Annotated in this window: 22 protein-coding genes and 3 tRNA genes; 15 read left to right on the plus strand and 10 right to left on the minus strand. The window is 63.5% G+C overall.

Annotated features, from left to right (window positions below):
* Positions 1–70: 70 nt before the first annotated feature.
* Positions 71–673: an oligoribonuclease gene (gene orn / locus HMI57_RS16245; RefSeq protein WP_171587052.1), complete on the minus strand. Its 603-nt coding sequence runs from the start codon at positions 671–673 to the stop codon at positions 71–73.
* Between the two features lie 173 nt (positions 674–846).
* Here orn and mptB point away from each other — a divergent pair, with 173 nt between their 5' ends.
* A complete protein-coding gene (gene mptB, locus HMI57_RS16250; RefSeq protein ID WP_171587053.1) occupies positions 847–2376 on the plus strand; it encodes a polyprenol phosphomannose-dependent alpha 1,6 mannosyltransferase MptB in 1530 nt (509 codons plus the stop codon).
* 55 nt (positions 2377–2431) lie between these two features.
* Positions 2432–2842, plus strand: a complete 411-nt coding sequence (locus HMI57_RS16255; protein WP_171587054.1) for a DUF3224 domain-containing protein — start codon at positions 2432–2434, stop codon at positions 2840–2842.
* Here HMI57_RS16255 and HMI57_RS16260 read toward each other — a convergent pair.
* The 3 genes from HMI57_RS16260 to HMI57_RS16270 all read right to left on the minus strand — a co-directional run bounded on the left by HMI57_RS16260 (position 2839) and on the right by HMI57_RS16270 (position 4158).
* Positions 2839–3348, minus strand: coding sequence for a DUF6069 family protein (locus HMI57_RS16260; RefSeq protein WP_171587055.1), 510 nt, complete (start codon positions 3346–3348; stop codon positions 2839–2841). The two genes, HMI57_RS16255 and HMI57_RS16260, sit on opposite strands and share 4 nt — an antisense overlap.
* A gap of 103 nt (positions 3349–3451) precedes the next feature.
* Positions 3452–3832, minus strand: coding sequence for a hypothetical protein (locus HMI57_RS16265; protein ID WP_171587056.1), 381 nt, complete (start codon positions 3830–3832; stop codon positions 3452–3454).
* A 253-nt stretch (positions 3833–4085) separates the two neighbouring features.
* Positions 4086–4158: transfer RNA gene (locus tag HMI57_RS16270), tRNA-Arg, on the minus strand.
* Between the two features lie 203 nt (positions 4159–4361).
* On the opposite strand from HMI57_RS16270, the gene HMI57_RS16275 reads away from it, so the two are divergent.
* A complete protein-coding gene (locus HMI57_RS16275) occupies positions 4362–4946 on the plus strand; it encodes a single-stranded DNA-binding protein (RefSeq protein WP_171587057.1) in 585 nt (194 codons plus the stop codon).
* Positions 4947–5009: 63 nt separating this feature from the next.
* Positions 5010–6692 (plus strand): energy-dependent translational throttle protein EttA, encoded by a 1683-nt coding sequence (gene ettA, locus HMI57_RS16280; RefSeq protein ID WP_171587058.1) that lies wholly within the window; start codon positions 5010–5012, stop codon positions 6690–6692.
* Between the two features lie 124 nt (positions 6693–6816).
* Here ettA and HMI57_RS16285 read toward each other — a convergent pair whose 3' ends face one another.
* Positions 6817–7701: an acyl-CoA thioesterase II gene (locus tag HMI57_RS16285; RefSeq protein WP_171587059.1), complete on the minus strand. Its 885-nt coding sequence runs from the start codon at positions 7699–7701 to the stop codon at positions 6817–6819.
* 165 nt (positions 7702–7866) lie between these two features.
* On the opposite strand from HMI57_RS16285, the gene HMI57_RS16290 reads away from it, so the two are divergent.
* Positions 7867–8349 (plus strand): thioesterase family protein, encoded by a 483-nt coding sequence (locus HMI57_RS16290; protein WP_171587060.1) that lies wholly within the window; start codon positions 7867–7869, stop codon positions 8347–8349.
* Between the two features lie 3 nt (positions 8350–8352).
* Positions 8353–9024, plus strand: a complete 672-nt coding sequence (locus HMI57_RS16295; RefSeq protein WP_346655243.1) for a hypothetical protein — start codon at positions 8353–8355, stop codon at positions 9022–9024.
* A gap of 24 nt (positions 9025–9048) precedes the next feature.
* Here HMI57_RS16295 and HMI57_RS16300 read toward each other — a convergent pair whose 3' ends face one another.
* Positions 9049–9534 carry a globin gene (locus HMI57_RS16300; protein ID WP_225668053.1) on the minus strand — a complete coding sequence of 162 codons (486 nt, stop codon included), beginning with the start codon at positions 9532–9534 and terminating at the stop codon, positions 9049–9051.
* The gene (locus HMI57_RS16305; protein ID WP_171587061.1) at positions 9534–10148 is read right to left on the minus strand and encodes a mechanosensitive ion channel domain-containing protein; all 615 of its coding nucleotides are present in this window, start codon (positions 10146–10148) and stop codon (positions 9534–9536) included. Before HMI57_RS16305 ends, HMI57_RS16300 begins: the two co-directional genes overlap by 1 nt.
* A 93-nt stretch (positions 10149–10241) precedes the next feature.
* Between HMI57_RS16305 and HMI57_RS16310 the strand changes: the two genes are divergently transcribed.
* Positions 10242–11225 (plus strand): NAD-dependent epimerase/dehydratase family protein, encoded by a 984-nt coding sequence (locus HMI57_RS16310; protein WP_171587062.1) that lies wholly within the window; start codon positions 10242–10244, stop codon positions 11223–11225.
* 19 nt (positions 11226–11244) lie between these two features.
* On the opposite strand, the gene HMI57_RS16315 is transcribed toward HMI57_RS16310, so the two are convergent.
* Both HMI57_RS16315 and pepN read right to left on the minus strand, forming a co-directional pair.
* A complete protein-coding gene (locus tag HMI57_RS16315; RefSeq protein WP_171587063.1) occupies positions 11245–11739 on the minus strand; it encodes an OsmC family protein in 495 nt (164 codons plus the stop codon).
* 31 nt (positions 11740–11770) lie between these two features.
* Complete coding sequence (gene pepN, locus HMI57_RS16320) at positions 11771–14323, minus strand: aminopeptidase N (RefSeq protein WP_171587064.1); 2553 nt, start codon at positions 14321–14323, stop codon at positions 11771–11773.
* A 177-nt stretch (positions 14324–14500) separates the two neighbouring features.
* Between pepN and HMI57_RS16325 the strand changes: the two genes are divergently transcribed.
* Both HMI57_RS16325 and HMI57_RS16330 read left to right on the plus strand, forming a co-directional pair.
* Positions 14501–14974, plus strand: a complete 474-nt coding sequence (locus tag HMI57_RS16325; protein ID WP_171587065.1) for a ribose-5-phosphate isomerase — start codon at positions 14501–14503, stop codon at positions 14972–14974.
* 6 nt (positions 14975–14980) lie between these two features.
* A complete protein-coding gene (locus HMI57_RS16330; protein WP_171587066.1) occupies positions 14981–15898 on the plus strand; it encodes an Fpg/Nei family DNA glycosylase in 918 nt (305 codons plus the stop codon).
* Positions 15899–15995: 97 nt separating this feature from the next.
* Here HMI57_RS16330 and HMI57_RS16335 read toward each other — a convergent pair.
* Positions 15996–16066 (minus strand) — tRNA-Gly (locus HMI57_RS16335).
* Positions 16067–16198: 132 nt separating this feature from the next.
* Here HMI57_RS16335 and HMI57_RS16340 point away from each other — a divergent pair.
* From HMI57_RS16340 to HMI57_RS16365, 6 genes are all read left to right on the plus strand, one after another.
* A tRNA-Pro gene (locus HMI57_RS16340) sits at positions 16199–16272 on the plus strand.
* Positions 16273–16359: 87 nt separating this feature from the next.
* Positions 16360–17937, plus strand: a complete 1578-nt coding sequence (gene tig, locus HMI57_RS16345; RefSeq protein WP_171587067.1) for a trigger factor — start codon at positions 16360–16362, stop codon at positions 17935–17937.
* 233 nt (positions 17938–18170) lie between these two features.
* Positions 18171–18767: an ATP-dependent Clp protease proteolytic subunit gene (locus HMI57_RS16350; protein ID WP_024475965.1), complete on the plus strand. Its 597-nt coding sequence runs from the start codon at positions 18171–18173 to the stop codon at positions 18765–18767.
* Between the two features lie 53 nt (positions 18768–18820).
* A complete protein-coding gene (locus HMI57_RS16355) occupies positions 18821–19495 on the plus strand; it encodes an ATP-dependent Clp protease proteolytic subunit (protein ID WP_171587068.1) in 675 nt (224 codons plus the stop codon).
* Between the two features lie 161 nt (positions 19496–19656).
* On the plus strand, positions 19657–20949 hold the full coding sequence (clpX, locus tag HMI57_RS16360; RefSeq protein ID WP_171587069.1) for an ATP-dependent Clp protease ATP-binding subunit ClpX: 1293 nt from the start codon (positions 19657–19659) through the stop codon (positions 20947–20949).
* A gap of 99 nt (positions 20950–21048) precedes the next feature.
* The gene (locus tag HMI57_RS16365) at positions 21049–21681 is read left to right on the plus strand and encodes a DsbA family protein (protein WP_171587070.1); all 633 of its coding nucleotides are present in this window, start codon (positions 21049–21051) and stop codon (positions 21679–21681) included.
* Positions 21682–21863: the final 182 nt, after the last annotated feature.

Genomic DNA, 21863 nt, shown 5'->3' on the forward strand with positions numbered 1-21863 from the left:
CAGACAAGTCTACACAATTTTTGCCGGGCCTTCGCCACCGCGGCTATGCGAGGGCGTTGGGGCCGGTCCGTCAGTCGGCCAGCGACCCGGCAATCGCCTTGCTGGTTGCTGAATCCGGGCCCGGGCTGGGCACGAAAACTGACTCCCGGTAGTAACGCAGCTCACGGATGGAATCGCGGATATCCCCGAGTGCGCGGTGCCCGCCGCTCTTCGCGGGGGACTGGAAGTACGCGCGGGTGAACCACCGCCGCGCGAGCTCCTTGATGGTGGACACGTCAATGATCCGGTAGTGCAGGTGGTCGATCACGGCCGGCATGTCGCGGGCCAGGAAGGAGCGGTCCGTCCCGACCGAGTTGCCACCCAACTGGGCCTTCCGTGGTTCGGGGACCCATTTCATGATGTAGCTGAGCACCTCCGCTTCGGCTTCCTTCATGGTGATGCCCTGGGGGAGCTCGGTCAGCAAGCCCGACGTGGTGTGCATGTCGCGCACAAAGTCGCCCATCTGCGCGAGCGCCGCGTCGTCGGGCTTGATGACGACGTCGACCCCGTCACCCAGGATGTTCAGCTCGGAGTCGGTCACCAGGACAGCTACTTCGATCAGTGCGTCGGACTCAAGGTCAAGCCCAGTCATTTCGCAGTCGATCCAGACAATGTGTTCATTAGATATCGGCACCTCCCAAATGTACCGCGACTCCCGGCCGGGCCGTCGTCGTACCCCTCGGACATCCCGCCTCGTGGTGCGCGGCGTTACCGGCCCCGGTACAGGGGGCGATGCTAATATCTAGCCAGTCTGCCCGGTCAGAAGTGCAGAAGTTTCGTGTTCCACCGAGGATTGGATAACAGCAGATGACCGCCCAGGTGCCAGCGGACGCCTCGCAGCCCCGGACGGATTCAGCCGTGGCTGACCGACCCAACGTGGCGGTCATTCAGGGATTCATTGGGTCCCTGCTGATGATGATCGGTTCGTACGGCGTGGGCTGGCTATCCCTGGCATCGGTGGAACTGCGCAGGATTCCGATCATCATCTGGATGCGGTTCGAACCGGCTGGCGCCGTGGTGTCGGTGTTGATCCTCGCGCTCGGCGGCATGCTGTTGGTCAGGTCCTGGCTGCGGCTCGGGCAGCGGCTCCACGGGTGGGGCCCGGAATCCCGACCGGTCATACTTCGTGCAGTCATCGCCTGGGGCGCGCCGATGTGTCTGGCGCTGCCGTTGTTCAGCAGGGACGTGTTTGCCTACATCGCCCAGGGGCAGGTGGTTCTCTCCGGGTTGAACCCCTACGTCGACGGCTATTCGCAGATCTCCAACTACCTGCAAATCGGGGCAGACGACATGTGGGCGCAAAGCCCTACCCCGTACGGCCCCGTGTTCCTCTGGATCGAAGCCCTGGTCGTGGGCATCACCAATGGGCAACCCGATTTCTCGGTGCTCCTGTTCCGACTTATCGCGATCGTCGGGGTGGCGATGTGTGTCTACTACGTGCCCAAGCTCGCGGAACTGCACGGCATCAATCCCAACCGGGCGCTCTGGCTTACCGCCGCGAACCCGCTCTTCCTGATCAACTTCATTGCCAGCATCCACAATGATGCGCTGATGATTGGTCTCGCACTCTGCGGCCTGTACCTCGCCGCGACCCAGAAGCCGTGGCGTGCGGTGGTCCTGGTCACGCTGTCGGTCGCGATCAAACCCATCACGCTGATCTTCCTCCCGTTCATCGGGCTGATGTGGGCCGGCAAGGGGGCAAGCTGGCGGCGGAAGTTCCTCTACTGGGCCCTCACGGCCGGCATCTCCTTCGGGATCCTGTGGGTGATGGGGCTGATCAACGGCTTCGGGTTCGGCTGGGTGGGTGCGCTGAGCACTCCCGGTAGCGTCTGGATCTGGTACGCGCCGATCGGTTTTCTGGGCATGGTCGTCATGATCCTCGGGGATGCGGTGGGGCTCGACGGCCAGGCCTTCGCCGAAGTGGTGTACCTGATCGGTCGGCTTGTGGCGCTGGCAATCATCGGCTGGCTGATGTTCACCGGGGAATACAGCAGACTGGTGCGCCGCCTGGCCCTGGCATTCGCTGCGATCGTCTTCCTCGCCCCCATGATCCAGTCCTGGTACGTGGTCTGGCTGATCCCGCTGTTCGCAGTTACCGGTATCCGCAACGACTGGCAGGTCAAAACCCTCTACTTCCTCGTGTCCTTCTTCATGATCTACGCCATTTCGGACCAGCTGGATATTTTCCCCTATTTCGAACTGAGCCTGACGGTCGCACGGCAGGTGGCAGCGGTCGTCGCGCTGGGCTTTGCGCTGTACCTGGTTTTTGTTGATCCGAAGACAAAAATCCTGTTCCGGAAACGGTACGAGGAGCCGGTCGCGGGCGAGCTACGCTAGCGGGCGCTGGCCGGTCAAACATGCTTTCTGTGGCCGAACCGGCGATACTTGGACGATGACCGACTCCACAGAACACATCATCAGCGGCGAATTCGAGATCTCTGTCTGGAGCCCGGAACCCTACTCAGTACCAGGTTCCTCGAGCGAACTGACCAAGGTGAGCGCGACGAAGGTCTTCAGCGGCGGGCTGATCGGCACCAGTTCAGCAGAGCTGCTGATGGCTGGCAACGACTATGGCGCAGGGTATGTTGCCTCCGAGGTCTTCACCGGTTCGGTCGATGGCAGGGAAGGCACCGTGATCGTGCAGCACTGGGGGATCGCTGAAGGCACCGCAGCCGCCAGTTCCGGCCACATCATTCCGGGATCCGGGACCGACGGTCTCAAGGGAATTTCCGGCAAGGCCGTGTATTCACAGGACGCTGCAGGGCAGCACCACCTGGAGCTCAAGGTCACTTTCGGAGACTAGCATTCACCAGTGATCGCCGGTGCGGGATTTCCCGCACCGGTACGGCGTCGGCCGTCCCCACCGAGATCCGGCCTCACCCTCAGGGCCAGCAGGACAAAGGCAAGTCCGGCGGCCGTGTGCATGCAGGCGAGCAGTACACCGGTCAGCAGGTCGTGCGCCCCCACCAGAACGAACTGAACGCTGATCGCTGCGACCGCGGCCCCAGCAACCATTACCGTCGCCGTCCAGCGAGGCGACCGATGCGCAGTGAAAGCCAGCAGGCAGGCTCCGAGCACAATCGGAAGAAGCGTCTTCCAGACGACATCCCCCGGAATGATGAGGTGGTTCGGCGCGCCCACCCCCGGGTCCACCCGAAGGGCGGCGCCCGCACCCTTCCCGATGGCATAGAGGCCAAGGTTCACCGTGGCAGCCACCAGGCTGTAGGCGGCGCTCCGGAGCGCAAACCGTCGAGCACGGCGGTAGGGCCGCCGCGGTTGGTGGGCGCCCTTGCTGGCGCTGGATAACATGTCTGCTCCTGGGTGGATCCGGCTGACGGGCTGGTAGCACCTGGGACAAGACACGCCGTCCGATCGTGACATCGGGGGACAGTTATTGCTGGACGGGAGTTATCTACCGCTGCCGCTTGCGGGCGAGGTAGACGGCGTGGATCGACCAGGCGTCCGCTACCTGGCCCAGATGGCCGAGCTTCTCCGGGTTGATCACTGAGTTGACCGACTGGACGCGCCCCTGAACAATGCTGAGCACCATGACGCTCAGAACCCGCCCTGTCTCATCCCTGAACACAGCACCGGGCTGCCCATTGACCTCCTGGCGCTCCAGGGTGATGCCGATCTGGGTGAACTGCGGCTGAACAGAAAGGAGCAGCCGTGCCACCTTGTCCGCGCCGACGACGCTCCGCTGGACGCTCGGCGCCTTCCCGCCACTGTCCGCCGCCAGCCGCACATCAGCGGCGAGGAGGCCCCGGAGTTCCTCCAGATCCCCCCTCGTCAACGCGGCGAAGAACCAGAATACGGTAGGCGACTGAGAACATCAGGGGCCGGAGATCCTCGAATTCGGTCACCCGCGCAGCATCAAAAGCACTGGACGTTTCGCCGCCCGCCCTCAGATGTTCCGGTTCACCACCCGACCGAGACATCGCCCCACTTCCGGACCGTTCAGCAGCTCTCGGGAAGCTGCTGTGGGCCCTAGGCTACGACGGCAGGAATCGGCAGTCCAGAGCGTTGACCCATCGGCGTGATTCTTGTGCCCCCGGCGCGACTCGAACGCGCAACCTACGGATTAGAAGGCCGTTGCTCTATCCATTGAGCTACGGGGGCCGACGGCGGAGATCTCCACGCCACCGCAAGTTTATCGTCAAGTTGGACGAACGCCAGTCGGCGACTCTCCCTCCACCTAGTTCCCTTCCCTCAGGATGTCCACATAACCGGATCGGGTACCGTCTGTGCCCGCGCGCAAACAGGAGACTGGATGCTGTTGGCAAGCCAGCCAGCATCCAGATATCTGCTGAAGGGTACGACCGATGAGTGACAACATCACCGTCCGCGGCTACGTGGCCACCGACGTCAAAACGGGAGTGGCAGTGAGCGGCCTCGCCTACGCGAGTTTCCGGATGTGTTCGACCGAACGCCGGTTCGACCGCCAGAACAATTCATGGACTGATGGCCAGACCAACTGGTACACCGTGTCAATGTTCCGCCAGCTTGCCACCAATGCCGGGGTGAGCATCAAGAAGGGCGACAAGGTGGTGGTCAGCGGGCGCCTGCGGGTCCGGCCCTGGATCCGTGAGGACGGCCGCACCGGTACCTCGGTGGACATTGATGCCGACACGGCCGGACACGACCTGATGTGGGGTACTGCACACTTTCGGCGTACCAGTGCTGACCGTTCCGGGACCGAGACCTCGACCGCCGGCGATCCACCGGATGTCCAGGACTCCGATGTCGATGATCCGGACGTTGATCGGGACACCGGTGAGATCTTCGACCGTCCGGGTGATGAGGCTGCTCCTGGTGGCCAGGAGACCTCCGGGGCGGACCCCTCCGACGATGCCGACCACGCCGGGGGCGAGCAATCAGGCCGTCAACTCAGCGACGCGCCGTTCTAGTACCGCTACGACTGTCGCGCCCACAAATGGGAGATAGGTGGGTGCAGCGACTAGCCTTGAGGTATGGCGGAATTTATCTACACAATGACCAAGGCACGCAAGGCTGTCGGCGACAAAGTAATCCTCGACGACGTCAGCATGTCCTTTTATCCTGGCGCGAAGATCGGCGTCGTGGGTCCCAACGGCTCGGGCAAGTCGACCATCCTGAAGATCATGGCGGGTCTTGACACTCCCTCCAACGGTGAAGCAAAGCTGAGCGCCGGCTACTCGGTGGGAATCCTGCTGCAGGAACCACCACTGAATGAGGAAAAAACTGTCCTGGGCAATGTGCAGGAAGGCGTCGGGGAAATCTACGGCAAGATCCAGCGGTTCAACGAGATCTCCGAAGAAATGGCCAACCCCGACGCGGATTTCGATACGCTGCTCGAGGAAATGGGCAAACTCCAGGAAGCTATCGACTCCGCCGACGCGTGGGACCTCGATTCGCAACTGGAACAGGCGATGGACGCTCTGCGCTGCCCACCGCCCGACACGGACGTCACGATTCTCTCCGGTGGTGAACGGCGCCGCGTCGCGCTGTGCAAGCTTCTCCTGCAGAAGCCCGACCTGTTGCTCCTCGATGAGCCCACTAACCACCTTGACGCCGAAAGCGTGCTCTGGCTCGAGCAGCACCTGAAAAGCTACTCGGGCGCCGTCCTGGCCGTAACCCACGACCGGTACTTCCTGGATCACGTCGCCCAGTGGATCGCCGAAGTGGACCGCGGTCACCTTTACCCCTATGAAGGCAACTACTCCACGTACCTGGAGAAGAAGCGCGCACGCCTTGAGGTGCAGGGCAAGAAGGACGCCAAGCAGTCCAAGCGCCTCACCGAGGAACTGGAATGGGTCCGCTCCAACGCCAAGGGCCGCCAGACCAAGTCCAAGGCACGGCTGGCGCGGTACGAAGAGATGGCTTCTGAGGCTGAGCGCACCAAGAAGCTCGATTTCGAAGAGATCCAGATCCCGCCCGGCCCACGACTGGGCAACCAGGTCATCGAGGCCACCGACCTGCGGAAGGGCTACGACGACCGGATCCTGATCGACGGACTGTCCTTCTCACTGCCCCGCAACGGCATCGTCGGTGTCATCGGCCCCAACGGTGTGGGTAAGACCACGCTGTTCAAGACCATCGTGGGGCTCGAACCGATCGACGGCGGCAAGCTGACGATCGGTGATTCGGTCAAGATTTCCTACGTTGACCAGTCGCGTGGCGGCATTGACCCAGAAAAGACCCTGTGGGAGGTCGTCTCCAACGGTCACGACTTCATCCAGGTGGGCCAGGTGGAGATGCCGTCAAGGGCCTACGTGTCAGCGTTCGGCTTCAAGGGCCCGGATCAGCAGAAGCGTGCCGGAGTGCTCTCCGGTGGTGAGCGCAACCGGTTGAACCTGGCGTTGACCCTCAAACAGGGCGGAAACCTGTTGCTGCTTGACGAACCGACCAACGACCTCGACGTCGAAACGCTCTCCAGCCTGGAGAACGCGCTCCTCGAGTTCCCCGGCTGCGCCGTGGTGGTCTCGCACGACCGGTGGTTCCTCGACCGGGTAGTCACTCACATCCTCGCCTACGAAGGCACCGAGGAGAACCCGGACAAGTGGTACTGGTTCGAAGGCAACTTCGAGTCCTACGAGGAGAACAAGGTAGAGCGCCTCGGCGCCGACGCGGCGAAGCCTCACCGCGTCACCCACCGCCGCCTTACCCGCGACTAGTACCAGCACTGCCGCAGGTCAGGCCGGCCAGGCAAGAAAAAGAGCGCGCCCTGCGGTGACCAGTCGGTGGTCACCGCAGGGCGCCCTTTTGCTTAACCTGATGACAGGGCTTGCGCCGGGACGGTCAGTCGGGCACCCGGACCATTCCCTCCTGGGCAACGGTGGCCACAAGTTCCCCGGCACGGTTGAAGATCTGCCCAGTGGACAGGCCGCGGGCTCCCGACGCGCTGGGGGACCGTTGCACATACAGCAGCCACTCGTCCACCCTGACCGGACGGTGCCACCACATGGCGTGATCCAGGCTCGCGATACTCATCCCCGGTGTAATCCAGCTCAACCCGTGCTGGCGCAGGATCGATTCCAGCAGCGTGTAGTCGCTGGCGTAGGCGAGGGCCGCCCGGTGGAGTCCCTGGTCGGAGGGCATCGGGGCGAACGTCTTCATCCACACGGCGTTGTGAGCCACCCGATCGCCGTTGTGCTGCACATAGAGCGCACCGTCCACATGCCGGATGTCGAACGGACGGTCGAAGGACCAGGCCTTCGCCAGCGGATGGTCCATCTTGCCCAACAGGTCGGCAGTGCTGGGCAGCGTCTCGGGATCCGGCATACCCTCAGGCATTCTTTCCTGGTGGCTGAGACCGTCGTCGGGCTGCTGGAACGACGCGATCATTGACAGGATCGGCACACCATTCTGGTAGGCATGGGTTCGACGCGCCGAGAAGGAACGTCCGTCCCGCAATCTCTGGACGCCAAACGTAATCGGCTGCAACGCATCGCCGGCCCGGAGGAAGTAGGCGTGCATCGAGTGGACCTCACGGGTCGGCTCAACCGTACGGATCGCAGCAACCAAAGCCTGCCCCAGTACCTGACCCCCGAAGATCCGCCGCCCCGCCTGCTGCACCGAGGTTCCCACAAAGATTTCCTCGTCGGTCTGCGCCCCGTCAGCGCTGCTTAGGTCAAGCAGATCGACCAGGGTTTGGGTGGGATCGACCGTGGACTCGACTGCCATGGATCTGGTTCTCCTTGTGGTGCGGTGAAGGGGAGGGGGTAAGGTGCCGCGCGAACGGCGCGGAAAGTACCTCTGACCTTAGACGCACCCGCGTCCACCGCTCAACATCGGCGGCGATTGTGGCTCTGGTTAGCCGGGGCCGCAACCGTTTGAGAGGATTGCAGCATGCCCCGGATTCAACGCTTCCCCATTCAGCTTCGCTTCGGCGACGAGGATTCTTACGGACACGTCAACAATGTCCGGTTCCTCCAGTACCTTGAGGATGCCCGGGTGCAGTTCATCCATCTGCCGCTGGCGGACTCGGCTCCCGACGGCGCTGGGCAGCAGGACACGTTGTTGGATCTGATTGGTCCCGACCATTTCACCCTGGTCGCACGCCACGAGATTGAGTACTCGGCGCCCCTGAACTACCGGCCGGCGCCTCTGGACATCAGCATCTGGGTGACAGGAGTCGGCGGCTCCAGCTTCGACCTCGGTTACCAGATTGCCGAGCCTGACGGGTCAGCGAGCTACGCCCTCGCGGCCTCCACCATGATCCTGGTGAACCGGACCACCGGCCGTCCGGCGAAACTCAACGATGCGCAGCGTGCCGCGCTTGAGCACTGGCTCGGCGAACCAGTGGCTTTCCGACGCCGTTCGGAGGCCTAACCGGTGGAACAACAACACTCACCGACCTCCGAGCTGGTCTTCGCAGACCAGTGGAATGTCGCCGATCTGCGCACCTTCATTGCCCGCGCCCGCGCAGCAGAGGACGGCGCCGTCAGGTTGCAGGCAGCAGGGAGCGTCCTCGCCGCCTACATCTGTATCCTTCGCCCACGAATCCTGGGCGAAGCCACGCCGACAGTCCTGGGACTGCGGACCATGCCGCTCAACGCCCCCGCCCGCGTGGACACCACGGTGGCACTGGCGTCGGTGTCGGACCGGCTTGCGCGGATGGCCGAGGACGAAGTGGTGCTGCAAATCCCGCCCACCACCGTCACCGAAAGCTGGGCGGGAGTTCTTCCGCCACGTTCCGGATGGGAGTCACAGGGGGACCTGGACGCCAGCGTGGTCGAGACCGCTGCCCGCGACGGTATCCGCGAAGTTGCCGAGACCGTGCCCAACAATCCGGGTGCCCTGATCGTGAACAGCGCCCGGGGAGCAATCTGGGGCCGCAGCATCGAGGGTCTGCCGGTGGATGTCCCCGCGGGGGCAGCCTTCGGCGCTTTCGCCCTGGGCTTCCTTGCGAAGGGCGAACGCCCGGCGATCTTCACCAATGGACGATGGACCAGGATCAGCACCTCACGCGGCCACGTGCTGTCGCGGATCCCGACCGTGCTCTAGCCAGCGGGTTCGCAGGGACGGGACCTAGCGCTCGTCGGCAGAGTTGACCATTGAATGAGCTGCCCGTTCCAGGTAGTCCCAGAGAGTCGCTTCGTGCAGGGGCGCCAGGTCAAGCGAATCGACCGCCGCGCGCATATGCGTCAGCCAATGGTCGCGTGCCTGAGGCGACACGGTAAAGGGCATGTGCCGCATCCGCAGCCGGGGGTGGCCGCGCTGGTCCCCGTATGTCTTCGGGCCGCCCCAGTACTGCTCCAGGAACATCAGCAACCGCTCCTTCGCGGGCCCCAGATCTTCCTCCGGATACATCGGCCGCAGCAGCTCATCCTCCGCGATGCCATCGTAGAAAACGTCGACCAGCCGCACGAAGGTCGGGTGGCCGCCCACCGCCTCATAGAAGTTGTCGGTGTAGGCCGGCTGGTCGAAGCGTGGCCCCACCGGGGTCAGCTTGGCCAGCGGTTCACCGAACCGGGATGGGATGGGAATGCCTTCGGGACTTCCAGCGCTGGTCATTATTTCTCTCCTGTTGGTTCGTCGGCGGCTACCGGGGCCACGTAATTGCCCTGTGAACGGTTGCCCACTTTCATGATGTCCCCGTTCCGGATGTACCAGATGGCACCGTTCTCGTCGATCAGCCGGGTGATCCGCAGCCCGACCGACTGCACCACACCCACGGTGTCCCCGACCTCGATGGTGTCGCCGATCCCATACTGGTCCTCGAGGGTGATGAAGAATCCGAGGAACGCGTCCCGGATGATCTCGCGGGCGCCGAAGCCTATCGCTATACCCACAATGCCCACGCTCGCGAGGATCGGACCGATATCCACGCCGAGCGCCTGCAGCGCCATCATGATGGCGATGATGGCGATGGTCAGTCCCGACACGCTGCGCAGCAGCGCTCCAATGGTTTCAGTGCGTTGGACCCGCCGCTTGTGGTCGAGCGTCCGAAGGACCGGCTGCGCCCACTTGAAGTGGGGCTTCTTGAAGAGGTCGGAACCGGTCCGTACCCGCCGCACCATCCGATTAATGACAAACCGGACCACCAGCCACAACACCAGCCCTGCCACGATGATGATGGCGGCGTTCAGTAGCTGGTCTCCTAGACTAATCTCCGTGGGGGACTGCATGGGGGAGTGACCGATTCCTTCACTGGCTCAGGGGGCTCTCCGCGCGCGGCGGAAAGGGTGTCTGCTCCTAGGCTAGCGCCGTAGGCTGGGCGGATGCGCATCCTGATCCTCGGCGGAACCGTATTTCTCTCCCGGCGAATTGCCGAACGTGCTCTCGAGTTGGGGCATGAGGTCACGTGCCTGGCCCGTGGCTCCGTGTCCATGCCGCCGCCGGGAGCCGATTTCGTCCAAGCTGACCGGGACGGGGCCACGCCGTATGCCGGAGTGGAGCGGGACTGGGACGTGGTGGTCGAAGTGTCATGGCAGCCCCATCAGGTCGAGGATGCCCTGCGGTCTCTGGGTGCCAGAGCCGGCCTCTGGATCTATGTCTCAAGCTGTTCCGTGTACGCCGACAATTCAGTGCCCGGTGCCGACGAGAGCGCTCCTCTCCTTCCCGCGTACGACGGCGACACCCCCGCACCCGGCGAGTCGTACGGCGAAGCAAAGGTGGCCTGTGAGGAGTTATGCCACAGGTACCGCCGCGATGGTGCGCTGATTGCCGGCCCCGGACTGATCTGCGGCCCGGGCGACCCCAGCGACCGGTTCGGCTACTGGCCGGGCCGTCTGGCCCGCGGGGGAACGGTCATCGTCCCGGCCATCCATGATCGTTGGACCCAGACCATCGACGTGGACGACCTTGCCGGATGGCTCCTCACCGCTGCCGCCCGGGGCCTGACCGGTGTGTTCAACACGGTTGGCCCGTCGACCGGGTTCGGGGATCTCATCGACCGGACGGTCTCCGTGGTGGGCTTTGAGGCGGCTCTGCGGTGGGTGGAGCCGGGCTGGCTCCTGGACCACGGCGTCGCCTACTGGGCTGGCACTGACTCCCTGCCCCACTGGTTGCCCGAAGGTTATGACGGGTTCGCCTCCCGATCGGGCGAGGCTGCCCTTGCCGAGGGGCTGTCCCAGCGGCCGGTGGAGGAGACGATCCAACGGGTGTTGGAGGATGAACGACGGCGGGGGCTCGACCGCGAGCGGAAGTCGGGGATGACCGCGGGCACGGAAGAGCAGCTGCTTGCGGAGCTCCCGGACACATAACGTCCGGACTGCCACCACTCTAGGCGTGCTGCTGGGCGTCCTCGGCGATCATCACCACAGGCTCGTGATTGACCGGAAAGTTGACCGACCGCGCAATGAAACAGGACGCGGCGGCCTCGCGGTGGATGGACTGTGCCGTGTACTTCAGCAAGTGGTCGGTGATGGTCACCCGCGGTTTGAGGGTGACGCTGAGGAACTCACCGCTGCCATCAGGGTTCAGGCGCATGGTTCCTACCGCCGTGTCCTCGTATGCCGTCACCACCACACCGTGTTTCACCGCCATGTGGAGGTACGCGAGCATGTGGCACTGGGACAGAGCGGCTAGTAGCAGCTGCTCCGGGTTCCACCGGTCTTTGTCCCCATGAAACGTGGGGTCCGCCGTGCCCAGGAGCAACGGCGGACCCTTGGCCGAGACCTCGTGTTCCCGACCGTAACCGCGGTAGGAGAGAGTGCCTTCGCCGCGGTTACCTGTCCATTTGGTAGTGACCCGATAGTGGTGCTCGGAGAGGTTCATGGCTCAAAACTACACCCGAACCCACCGGTTTCTACCGGTCGACGGCCTGCGCTTTCAGGGCCCTGGCAATCCCGTCCTGGCTCTCCACCACCAGCCGTCGCAGCGAGGTACTTTCGGCATCAAGCGTTGACAGGAACGCCGCCGATTTATCCAGGGTGTCCTGGGTGGTCAGCCTCGATGGGTACAGCCCCACAATGATCTGCTGGGCAATCTCGTGGGTACGGCTGGCCCACACCTCCGGTGCTGCGGCGAAGTACTTGTCCACGTAAGGGGCCAGGACCGCAGGGTCGTGGACCCGCACGAACCCGGTGATCGCCGAGCGCTGCGCAGCGTTGGGCATATCGGACCGTTCGACGATGCTGCGCCACGCGTCCGCCTTGGCCTCAGCCGTCGGGATGGCCGCCTTGGCCTGCGCAGCTGCGAGCTGGCCTGTCGCCGTCGCGTCGCGCTCCTGCTCCGCGTCGATCTCGGCCTGACCGAACCGGCCGCCCGCCACTAGCGAGGTGACGAGTTCCCAGCGGAGATCCGCATCGATTTCCAGCCCCTCGGGGACCAGCGAACCCGTGAAGATGGCCTCCACGGTGTCCAGGTGGGCGTCGGTCTGCGCATGGCCCGCGAATGCCTTGACAAACTGCAACTGCGAATCCGATCCGGCAGCTGCTCCGCGCGCCAGCTCCCAGAGGCTCTCCGCCGCCGCGACAGTCATCGCCAGGCGGTCACCAGGATTGACGTAGAACGCGAGCGTGGTCGCCAGCTGGCGCAACAGCACCAACACCACCGACGAGTCGGACTCGGAGGCAATATTCTGAAGGATCAGCTCAACATAGTTGCGTGCCGGGGTTTCGCCATCCCGCGCCGCGTCCCAGGCCGACGCCCAGACCAGCGTGCGGGGGAGTGAGTCGTTGAAGTCCTTCAGGTGACGGGTAGCGGTCGCCAGGGACGCCTCGTCCAGGCGGATCTTCGCGTAGGCAAGATCGTCGTCGTTCAGCAGCACCAGGTCCGGACGATTCCGACCTACCAGCTCCGCCACGTCGGTGCGTTCACCGTCGACGTCGAGCTCCACCCGATCGGTGCGCTGCAGCTTCCCTGCGCCATCCAGGTTGTAGAACCCGATCGCCAGGCGGTGGGGCCGGATGGTGGGGTAGTCGGCCACTGCCGACTGGAGCACAGCGAAACTGGTGATCACGCCGTCGTCGTCGGTCCCGATTTCGGGGCGGAGGGTGTTGACTCCGGCAGTCTCCAGCCACAGGGCCGACCATTCCTTCAGGTCCCGGCCGCTGGCTGCCTCCAGCTCGGACAGGAGGTCCACCAGTTCGGTGTTCTTCCAGGAATGCTTCCCGAAGTACTCCCTGACCCCCTCCATGAACTTGTCCTGGCCCACCCAGGCCACCAGCTGTTTGAGCACCGAGGCGCCCTTTGCATAGGTGATGCCGTCGAAGTTGACCTGGACGTCTTCGAGGTCGTTGATCTCGGCGACGATCGGGTGGGTGGACGGGAGCTGGTCCTGGCGGTAGGCCCAGGCCTTTTCCAGTGACGCGAAGGTGGTCCACGACTGTGTGAACTCGGTTGCCTCGGCGGCGGCGAGCGTGGACATGAACTCGGCGAAGGATTCGTTCAGCCAGAGGTCGTTCCACCACCGCATGGTCACCAGGTCGCCAAACCACATGTGGGCGAGCTCGTGCAGGATGGTGATCGCGCGGCGCTCGACTGTGGCGTCAGTGACCCGGGACCTGAAGACGTAACTCTCAACGAATGTGACCGCTCCGGCGTTCTCCATCGCCCCGGCGTTGAACTCGGGGACAAAGAGCTGGTCGTACTTGGGGAAGGGGTAGGGCGTTCCGAACTGCTCCTCGAAGAAGGTGAAGCCCTGCCGGGTCAGGTCGAAGACGTTCTCCGCGTCGAGGTGCTGCATCAGGGACTTCCGGGCGAAGACACCCAGGGGGATAACACGGCCGTCCGAGCTGGTGAGCTCGCTGCGCACGGACTGGTACGGGCCGGCGATCAGGGCCGTCACATAGGAGGACAGCACGCCGGTCGGTTCGAAGGACCAGGTGGACTTCGCTCCGCCATCATCAGCCGACCCGGCGGCTACGGGCTCGGGGGTGGGCGAATTGGAGATGACGTCCCAGTGTGACGGCGCCGTGACGGTGAAACGGAAGGTTGCCTTCAGATCGGGCTGCTCGAAGACCGGGAAGACCCGCCGCGAATCGGGCACCTCGAACTGGGTGTACAGGTAGACCTCATTGTCTACCGGGTCGACGAAGCGGTGCAGGCCCTCGCCGGTGTTCATGTAAAGCATCTCGGCGACGATCACCAGTTCGTTTGTCACAGCGAGGTTGGGTAGCTGGATGCGCACCCCGTCGGAAACCTTCGCAGGGTCGAGGTCGACGCCGTTCAGGGTCACCTGTGACACGTCCTTGGTCACCGCGTCGATGAAGGTCGAGGCGCCCTGGGTGCCCGTAAACCGAACGACGGTACGCGACTCAAAGACGGTGTCCCCGCGGGTGAGGTCCAGATTGATGTCATAGGAGGTGACGGAGAGCAGTTCGGCACGGGCTCGTGCCTCGTCGCGGGTCAGATTCATGCCTGGCAAGGTGGAGCCTTTCGGGAAACATGTGGGGAAGCCCTGGGGATGGCGGGCGTGTTCTGTGATGCAGCTTACGCAGCACAGTCATTCTTTCACCAGCGGCGACCATCACGCACACCCGGCGAACAAGTACCCTTGACTGCAACCACCCACCACATTCGGAACGGATTTTTCATGCGCGTTCATATCGCCACTGACCACGCTGGCATGGAGCTCAGCGCCCACCTGATCGACCACCTGCGCCGCTCCGGCCACGAAGTCATCGATCACGGACCGAAGGCCTACGACGCCGACGACGACTACCCCGGATTCTGCATCAACGCCGCACAGGCAGTGGTCATCGACCAGCAGGCGGGGCGCGATGCGTTGGGGATTGTGCTGGGTGGATCCGGCAATGGGGAGCAGATGGCTGCCAACAAGGTGCGCGGCGTGCGTGCCGCGCTGGCCTGGAATCTGGATACCGCTAAGCTGGCCCGCCAGCACAACGACGCCAACGTGGTGGCCGTGGGGGGACGGCAGCACTCGGTTGACGAGGCAACTCGCATCATCGAGGCGTTCCTGGCCGAGCCGTTCAGCGAAGCAGAGCGCCATGTCCGCCGGGTCGGGCAGATCGCTGCCTACGAGACCACCGGCAGCGTCAGCGGGTAGCGCCGGATGCCTGAAGGTCATTCGATCCACCGGCTGGCGTCACAGCTGTCGTCGGTCTTCGGCGGCCAGCGTCTGGCGGCGTCAAGCCCGCAGGGCCGGTTCGCTGCCGGGGCGGCAGGACTGAACGGGCGCGTCCTGATCGGCGCGGCCGCTCACGGCAAACAGTTGTTCGTCGAGTTTGCGGACGCCCCAGACGACAGTCCCACCCCGCCGATCTTCCTGCGGGTGCACCTCGGCCTGTACGGGGCGTGGAGCTTCGGCGGGGACCGCTCCTTCATGGGCGCCTCCAGCATCGGCGCGCCGCGCAGGGTGGGAGAACGGGAACTCGACGGCACAGCCGACGCTGCATACAGCGGGCCCCCGGACCCCGTGGGAGCGGTCCGGCTGCGCCTGGCCAGCGATTCCGGCTGGGCGGATCTGCGCGGTCCCACAGCGTGCGAGGTCATCACCGGCCCGGAACGCGATGCCGTCGTCGACCGGCTGGGACCCGACCCGCTGCACAACGACACCAGCGGGGACGACGTCGCCCGCTTCACCGCCGGGGTGCGCAAGAGCGCGAGCCCGGTGGGACTGCTGCTGATGAACCAGGCGGTGATCGCCGGGGTGGGGAACATCTACCGGGCCGAAGCCCTCTTCAGGCGAAAGCTCAACCCCAGGCTCCCCGGCAAGTCAGTTAGTGCTGCGGAGGCGTCAGCACTGTGGCAGGACATCGGGCAGATCATGCGCGACGGGGTGCGCGACGGTCGGATCATCACCACCCTGCCCGGTGATCGCAGTTCGAAAGCAACGCGGGTGAAGCGTGAGGACGCGCACTACGTCTACGGACGCGCCGGGCTGCCCTGCCGGCGGTGCGGGACCCCGGTGGCATTGGCGGACCTGGCCGCGCGCAAACTCTACTGGTGTCCCCGATGCCAGGCTCCCTAGCCGCGGCCTGCCGATTACTGCCGCAGCAGGCCGCTTAACGACGAAGACACCCGCCGTGAGGCAGGGTGCCTTTTCGCTGTCATGAAGAGTGCTCTTGAGGGGATGACGGGAATCGAACCCGCATCATCAGTTTGGAAGACTGAGGCTTTACCACTAAGCTACATCCCCTAAAACCCGAGCAAAACACTAACATCTTGGCTTGCTCAGGCCGTCGGAACGCCTATAACTACACCACAGGCAGGGCCATTTAGCCAAATGTGCAACTGGGGCAAAAGTTCCGTAGAGTGATGACTGCACTTACGGGGTGTAGCTCAGCTTGGTAGAGCGCCTGCTTTGGGAGCAGGAAGTCGCAGGTTCAACTCCTGTCACCCCGACTCTGCATTATCGCCGCGGATGCCGTTCCGGTAATTCCACGGACGCCGTGTGGTCATTCATCTTCAATCATTCAGGAGTACTACGCCGTGAAGAGCGCTGTCGAAAACCTCACTCCCACGCGAGTGAAGCTCAATGTTGAGGTTCCTTTCGAGGAGCTCAAGCCGAACATCGATGCGGCTTACAAGACCATCTCCGCGCAGGTCCAGGTTCCTGGCTTCCGCAAGGGCCGTGTTCCCAACCAGCTGATTGACCAGCGTGTGGGCCGCGGCTACGTCATCGAAACCGCCATCAACGACGGTCTGAATGACTTTTACCAGAGCGCTGTCCAGGAAACGGGAATCCGTCCCCTGACCCGCCCTGAGGTTGAGATCACTGAAGTTCCCGATCCCGCTGCCAAGGACGGACAGCTGCTCTTCACTGTCGAGCTGGATGTCCGCCCGGAGATCACCCTTCCCGAGTATTCGGGTCTCGAAGTAACCGTCGAAGCTGCCGAAGCTTCCGACGCCGACGTCGACAAGGCCCTGGATGAGCTTCGCGGCCGGTTCGGTACCCTCACCGCCGTGGACCGTCCCGCAGCCGACGGCGACTTCCTCACCCTGAACCTGGTGGCCACCGTCGACGGCGAGCAGGTCGACGCCGCCCAGGACGTGTCCTACCAGATCGGCTCCGGCACCATGCTTGAAGGCATGGACGAGGCCGTCACCGGACTCAGCGCCGACGAAGACGCCATCTTCGAGACCACCCTGGCGCGCGGCGACAACGCCGGCGCCAACGCGCAGGTCAAGGTAGAGGTCAAGGCAGTCAAGGAACGCGAGCTTCCTGAAGCCAACGACGATTTCGCCCAGCTGGCCAGCGAGTTCGACACGATCGCCGAACTGCGCGCTGACCTGACCAAGCGCGCAGCCGAGGAAAAAGTCACCGAGCAGGGCGTCGAGGCACGCGACCTGGTGCTGGAGAAGCTCATCGAGCTGATCGAGGTTCCCGTTCCTGCCGCATTCATCGAAGACCAGCTGGAGCAGCACTTCTCCGGCGAGAACGCCCACGCCAACGCTGAGGGTCACGACACCGAAGAGCACCGCACCGAGATCCGCGAGAACACCGAGCAGGCGTTCCGCAACGAAATGATCCTGGACGCGATTGCCGAGAAGGAAGAAATCGGTGTCAGCCAGCCCGAGTTGATCGACTACATCGTGTCGACCGCAGGCCAGTACGGCATGGAGCCGAACCAGTTCGCCCAGATGCTGGACCAGAGCGGCCAGGTTCCGATGATTGTTGGAGAGGTCCGTCGCCGCAAGGCACTGGCGAAGGTCCTCGAACTCGCAGTCGTCAAGGACAGCTCCGGCTCGGTCGTTGACCTGAGTGACTTCGTCCGCCCCGGAGACGAGGCAGAGGACGCTCCATCCCAGACATCGTCCGACGCCACCGCCGACGACGAGGCACCCGCCGAGAAGAAGCCAGCAGCGAAGAAGCCAGCAGCGAAAAAGCCAGCAGCCGAGAAGAAGCCTGCGGCCAAGAAGCCAGCAGCTGAAAAGAAGCCAGCGGCCGAGAAGAAGCCGGCAGCGAAGACCGCTGCCGCCAAGGCGCCCGCAGCCAAGAAGGCAGCACCCAAGAAGACCGCCGCCAAGGCCAAGCCAGCAGCCGACGAAGAGTCCGCCAAGGCCTAATCAAACGTGCGTGTCTGAGGGCCGTTTCCCTGCCGGGAAGCGGCCCTCAGCCGTTAAAGCCCGTTGCCCGCCGCAATCGTGCGCCGTCAGCGAACAGCCTCCGCGCCGGGATCAAACGGGACCCGAAACAAGTTACTGTCCAATGAGAGACAAACGGTCGGCTGTCGACACTCGGCAGACCAACCAGAGTGAGAGGCTAACTTCCAATGGCAATCGAACCCACCACACCGACCATGGCAACCGTAGACCCCGCAGGCCGGGACGATTACATCTATAACCGGCTCCTGAAGGAGCGCATCATCTGGCTCGGCTCCGAGGTCCGGGATGACAACGCCAATGCCATCTGCTCGCAGCTGCTGCTTCTGTCCGCCGAAGACCCCGACAAGGACATCTTCCTGTACATCAACTCGCCGGGCGGATCCGTCACCGCAGGCATGGCGATCTACGACACGATGCAGTTCATCCCTAACGACGTCGTCACCGTCGCCACCGGGCTTGCCGCATCGATGGGACAGTTCCTCCTCTCCTCGGGCACCAAGGGCAAGCGGTACGCGACCCCTCACGCCCGGGTCCTGATGCACCAGCCGTCAGGCGGAATCGGTGGCACCGCCTCCGACATCCGGATCCAGGCCGAACTGATCCTCCACATGAAGCGTGTGATGGCTGAGCTGACCGCCGAGCAGACCGGCCAGACCGTCGAGAAGATCCTCAAGGACAACGACCGCGATAAGTGGTTCACTGCCCAGGAGGGTCTCGAGTACGGCTTCTTCGACAAGATCGCTGCACACGCCAACACGGTATCCGGCGGCGGCGGCACGCAGCGCGACTAACCCGCTGCGGCCTGCCCCTACCGACCACAGCAGAGACCACCTCAGGAGAGACCATGAACCACAATTTTGGAGCCGCAGCAGGCGGCGCCGCACCCCAGATGCCGTCCAACCGCTACGTTCTGCCCCAGTTCGAGGAACGCACCCCCTACGGGTTCAAGCGCCAGGACCCCTACACCAAGCTCTTCGAGGACCGCATCATCTTCCTCGGCGTGCAGGTCGACGACGCATCAGCTGATGACGTCATGGCCCAGCTGCTGGTGCTCGAGTCCACCGACCCAGAGCGCGATATCACCCTGTACATCAACTCCCCGGGTGGATCCTTCACCGCCATGACGGCGATCTACGACACCATGCAGTTCATCCGGCCCGAGATCCAGACCGTCTGCCTCGGCCAGGCTGCCAGCGCGGCAGCCGTCCTGCTGGCAGCCGGTGCTCCCGGCAAGCGGCTGGCCCTACCCAACGCCCGCGTGCTGATCCACCAGCCAGCGCTCGGCGGAGGCCAGGGCGGGCAGGCCTCTGACCTGGAAATCCAGGCCAACGAGGTTATGCGCATGCGCACCTGGCTCGAGGACACCCTGGCACTGCATAGTGGCAAGAGCTCCGAACAGGTGAACATCGACATCGAGCGGGACAAGATTCTCACCGCCGCCGACGCGAAGGCGTACGGTCTGGTGGACGAGGTCCTTACCTCCCGCAAGATGACCCCTCCGAAGATCAACAAGCCATAACGTCCCTCTCCGGGACCGGGCCCGTGATGCGACACAATCGCACCACGGGCCTTTTTGTGCTGATTACCCGCCCCGATTGTCCTAGACTCGAAGGTAGCGCGACCGGGCCTGCCCGGAGAACCCGCTGTCTATTCAACAGATCCACGTAAGGGGACTGACACATGGCTCGCATTGGTGAGAGCACAGATCTGCTTAAGTGCTCTTTCTGTGGGAAAAGCCAGAAGCAGGTCCGGAAGCTCATTGCCGGACCTGGCGTCTACATCTGCGATGAATGCATTGACCTATGCAACGAAATCATCGAGGAAGAACTCTCCGAGGTCGCTGACCTGGGCACCTTCGAACTCCCCAAGCCACGTGAGATCTTTGACTTCCTGCAGGAATACGTCATCGGTCAGGAACCAGCGAAACGCTCCCTCGCCGTCGCCGTCTACAACCACTACAAGCGGATCCAGTCCGGCCACACCCCACGGAGCACCGGAAACCTTTCCGACGCGGTGCCCACCGAGGACGTGGAGATTGCCAAATCGAACATCCTGCTGATCGGTCCCACCGGCTGCGGTAAGACCTACCTGGCCCAGACCCTCGCCCGACGGCTGAACGTGCCCTTCGCCGTCGCCGACGCGACAGCCCTGACCGAAGCCGGTTACGTGGGCGAGGACGTCGAGAACATCCTCCTGAAGCTCATCCAGGCCGCTGACTACGACGTCAAAAAAGCCGAACAGGGCATCATCTACATCGATGAGATCGACAAGATCTCCCGCAAGAGTGAGAACCCCTCCATCACCCGAGACGTTTCCGGTGAGGGAGTGCAGCAGGCGCTCCTGAAGATCCTTGAGGGTACCGTCGCTTCTGTACCTCCTCAGGGCGGCCGCAAGCACCCGCACCAGGAATTCATCCAGATTGACACCACCAACGTGCTGTTCATTGTGGCGGGGGCTTTCGCGGGCCTGGAGGAAATCATCGGCTCCCGGGCAGGACGCAAGGGTATCGGGTTCGGTGCTCCGCTGAGCTCGCTGAAGAGTGAAGAAGCCAGCTACGGGGACGTGATGCCCGAGGACCTGCTGAAGTTCGGTTTGATCCCCGAGTTCATCGGACGCCTTCCCGTGATCACCACGGTCACCAGTCTGGACCAGAAGTCGCTGATGCAGATCCTCACCGAGCCCAAGAACGCGCTGATCAAACAGTTCCAGAAGATGTTCCTGCTCGACGGCGTTGAGCTCACCTTCGAACCGAAGGCCCTGGAGGCAATCGCCAACCAGGCTCTGGAGCGGGGTACCGGCGCACGCGGGTTGCGGGCCATCATGGAGGAAGTCCTCCAGCCGGTGATGTTCGATTTGCCCAGCCGGGACGACATTGCCACGGTAGTCATTACCGAGGATGTGGTGAGCAAGAAAGCCGAGCCAACGCTGATTTCGCACGATGTTGTCGCGAAACGGCGTAACAAGTCGGCTTAGCTCCACGCACGCACCAGACCCGTGGAATAGGTAGGTGTCCGGTCCGGTTGTACTAGGCAGAGCCTGATCGGCCTGCACACCAACCGCAAGGAGATGTACATGACTGAAGCGACTGCCGCACCCCAAGATGGAGTCCAGAAAGCTGATTTCTGGTTTGATCCCGCCTGCCCGTTCGCCTGGATTACCTCCCGATGGATTGAGGAAGTGGAGAAGGTCCGCAGCATCAAGGTGGACTGGCACGTCATGAGCCTCGCCGTTCTGAACGACGGTCGGGACCTCCCCGAGGAATACCAGGAGTTCATGAAGAAGGCCTACGGTCCGGTGCGCGTCATCATCGCCGCAGCGGAACTTCACGGCAGCGACAACATCAAGAAGCTCTATGACGCCATGGGCACCCGGATCCACCAGGGCCAGAACAAGGATTTCGACGCCGTGATCAGCGAGTCGCTCGAGGAAGTAGGGCTTCCGGCCGAGCTGGCCGCCTATGCCACCAGCGACGAATACGACACCCAGCTTCGTGCGTCACACCAGGACGGGATTGACCGGGTCGGCGACGAGGTCGGAACCCCGGTGGTTGCGTTCAACGGCACCGCGTTCTTCGGGCCGGTTCTTACCCGCATTCCCCGCGGCGAGGACGCTGGACGCATCTTCGACGGCGCGGTCATGCTCGCCGAGTTCCCCGAGTTCTTCGAACTGAAGCGCTCACGAACTCAGAGCCCCTCCTTCGACTGATCAGAAAACCTCTTCACCAGTGAAAACCGGCGCCCCGACCGGTCTACGCCGGGGCGCTGCCTTGGGCCCAGTCCCAGCAATGTAGACACGTGATATGCGGGCCCGAATCCTTTTCCGGTAGTCGTCCTTTTCGCAGGATGACTACCGGACCTGGTGAAAGGCCCACCGCCAACATCTGACCA

Source organism: Arthrobacter sp. 260 (assembly GCF_013116745.1).
Classification (GTDB): Bacteria; Actinomycetota; Actinomycetes; order Actinomycetales; family Micrococcaceae; genus Arthrobacter_D.

Coding starts and splice junctions, on each gene's coding strand:
- clpX (WP_171587069.1), top strand. CDS start 19,657: ATGGCTCGCATTGGTGAGAGCACAGATCTGCTTAAGTGCTCTTTCTGT.
- HMI57_RS16275 (WP_171587057.1), top strand. CDS start 4,362: ATGAGTGACAACATCACCGTCCGCGGCTACGTGGCCACCGACGTCAAA.
- HMI57_RS16255 (WP_171587054.1), top strand. CDS start 2,432: ATGACCGACTCCACAGAACACATCATCAGCGGCGAATTCGAGATCTCT.
- HMI57_RS16350 (WP_024475965.1), top strand. CDS start 18,171: ATGGCAACCGTAGACCCCGCAGGCCGGGACGATTACATCTATAACCGG.
- mptB (WP_171587053.1), top strand. CDS start 847: ATGACCGCCCAGGTGCCAGCGGACGCCTCGCAGCCCCGGACGGATTCA.
- ettA (WP_171587058.1), top strand. CDS start 5,010: ATGGCGGAATTTATCTACACAATGACCAAGGCACGCAAGGCTGTCGGC.
- HMI57_RS16285 (WP_171587059.1), bottom strand. CDS start 7,701: ATGGCAGTCGAGTCCACGGTCGATCCCACCCAAACCCTGGTCGATCTG.
- pepN (WP_171587064.1), bottom strand. CDS start 14,323: ATGAATCTGACCCGCGACGAGGCACGAGCCCGTGCCGAACTGCTCTCC.
- HMI57_RS16260 (WP_171587055.1), bottom strand. CDS start 3,348: ATGTTATCCAGCGCCAGCAAGGGCGCCCACCAACCGCGGCGGCCCTAC.
- HMI57_RS16310 (WP_171587062.1), top strand. CDS start 10,242: ATGCGCATCCTGATCCTCGGCGGAACCGTATTTCTCTCCCGGCGAATT.
- HMI57_RS16330 (WP_171587066.1), top strand. CDS start 14,981: ATGCCTGAAGGTCATTCGATCCACCGGCTGGCGTCACAGCTGTCGTCG.
- HMI57_RS16355 (WP_171587068.1), top strand. CDS start 18,821: ATGAACCACAATTTTGGAGCCGCAGCAGGCGGCGCCGCACCCCAGATG.
- HMI57_RS16290 (WP_171587060.1), top strand. CDS start 7,867: ATGCCCCGGATTCAACGCTTCCCCATTCAGCTTCGCTTCGGCGACGAG.
- HMI57_RS16365 (WP_171587070.1), top strand. CDS start 21,049: ATGACTGAAGCGACTGCCGCACCCCAAGATGGAGTCCAGAAAGCTGAT.
- HMI57_RS16325 (WP_171587065.1), top strand. CDS start 14,501: ATGCGCGTTCATATCGCCACTGACCACGCTGGCATGGAGCTCAGCGCC.
- HMI57_RS16305 (WP_171587061.1), bottom strand. CDS start 10,148: ATGCAGTCCCCCACGGAGATTAGTCTAGGAGACCAGCTACTGAACGCC.
- HMI57_RS16300 (WP_225668053.1), bottom strand. CDS start 9,534: ATGACCAGCGCTGGAAGTCCCGAAGGCATTCCCATCCCATCCCGGTTC.
- HMI57_RS16315 (WP_171587063.1), bottom strand. CDS start 11,739: ATGAACCTCTCCGAGCACCACTATCGGGTCACTACCAAATGGACAGGT.